2 protein-coding genes are annotated in these 1,791 nt (G+C 70.2%); both read left to right on the top strand.

The annotated features are described in order from the left end of the window. Nucleotides 1–467, top strand: a 467-nt coding sequence (locus AC2VNT_RS02990) for a THUMP-like domain-containing protein (RefSeq protein WP_486945443.1), incomplete at its 5' end; no start/stop codon positions are given. Between the two features lie 35 nt (nt 468–502). Next, nucleotides 503–1,189: an esterase gene (locus AC2VNT_RS02985; protein ID WP_486945444.1), complete on the top strand. Its 687-nt coding sequence runs from the start codon at nt 503–505 to the stop codon at nt 1,187–1,189. Nucleotides 1,190–1,791 lie beyond the last annotated feature (602 nt).

The raw sequence follows: 1,791 nt of genomic DNA, 5'->3' as shown, positions 1-1,791 counted from the left end.
CCGGGGTGCGCCGCCGGGCCAGTGTCTTGGACCGCGACGAGCAGATCACCGACGCCGAGCCGGCCGACACCGACGTGCGGCCGGCCGGGCGCTGGATCGTCGACCCTGACGGGGCGGTGGTGCGCGCCGGGTTGGTCCGTCACTACGCCGCCCGGCACGAGCTGTGGCAGCTCGACCCGGAGATCGCCTACCTCTCCGGCGATGCGCTGCCGCCGGGGGTGCGCGGGTTCGAGGTGATCGAGCAGCTGGCCTACCGGGAGAAGCGGCTCCGCGACGCGCTGACTGCGCTGGACTGCGGCGCGCTGGAGATCCTGGTCCGCGGCGTGCGCGACGTCCAGGCCGACCCGGACGGCCTGCGCCGGCGGCTGCGGCTGCGCGGGCGGCTGGCGCTGACGGTCGTCATCACCCGGATCGGCGCCGGGACATCCGCCCGGCCGACGGCGTTCATCTGTCGGCCATCCCGGTGATCCCCGGAAGATGAGAGAATCCTCCGATGCGCAGATTGGCGGTGACCCTGGCGGCCGGGGGGCTGGCGGCGGCCGGCTGGGTCGGCATGCCGGCGTCGACGGCCGCGACCTCCTGCACCGACCTGGGCGGGGTGCTGGAGGCCGGAAAGATCTGCCACATCGCCACCAGCAAGACCAGCTACGTGCTGGATCTGCGGTTCCCGGTCGACTACGCCGACCAGCAGACGCTCACCGACTGCGTGGTGCGCGACCGCGACGGCTTCGTCAGCGTCGCCAAGGCCGGCCCGCCGCATGACCGGCCCTACGAGCTGCACGCCAGCAGCGAGCAGTACCGCTCGGGGCGCGCGTCGACCGGCACCCAGAGCGTGGTGCTCAAGTTCTTCCAGGACATCGGCGGGCCGCAGCCGTCCACCTGGTATCAGGCGTTCAACTACGACCTGTCCCCGCGTCGGCCGATCACCTTCGACACGTTGTTCGCCCCGGACAGCAAACCGCTGGACGTCATCTTCCCGATCGTCCAGCACGAGCTGGAACAGCAGACCGGGGTGTGGTCGGTGCTGATCTCGCCGGCCGCGGGCCTCGACCCGGCGCACTACCAGCAGTTCGCCATCACCGACGACGCGCTGATCTTCTACTTCGCACCCGGTGAGCTGGTGCCGCCGACCGCCGGACCGCAGTCGGTGTCGGTGCCGCGCAACGCGATTCCGCCGTTGGCGGTGTGAACGGCTGGTTCAGTGCGATCCGAACAGCACGTCGGCCAGACCCACCGCGGCGACCTCCGGGGTGAGCGCGAGGTAGTCGAGGCCGATGGTCGGCACCGCCGCCAGCGCCTCCACGGACACCAGCAGATCCGGAAGCGACTTGTTAGTCGCCGATAGCAGTAATGAGCTGAAGCCCGGGTGCTCTATTGAATATCCCGTCCTGGGAGACCAGCGGCACGCCAAGGCGCATCGCGGCGGCTGCGATCCTATAGATCTCCGTCATGGAGCCTGCCGGCGAGCGCATGGCCGATCTGTGCGCAGTGCGCACGCAAGGTGGCGCATGTGGTGATCATCTGATCATCAGGCTCGACGACGGTCCCTGATCACATCTGCGCTCCGCCGCTTGTCCGGATTTGCCGACCGCTGAGGATTCCGCGTGCCAAGGTCAGCTCGGTGCGCCAAGCCGGCTCCGGAGCCTGGGTCATCGGCGCGGTCTCACGCCGGCCGGAAGCTGTAGACCTGCCCGGTGCTGGTCGCGGCCACCACCCGGTGGTCCTCGGCGACCGCCACCCCGACCGGGAACCCGTCGGCTTCCGGCAGCGGATAGCTGTTGACGGTGTGGC

The organism is Mycobacterium sp. TH-M15 (assembly GCF_057473705.1).
Note: the sequence above shows the minus strand (reverse complement) of the source record. Positions and strands in the feature narration are given on the sequence as shown.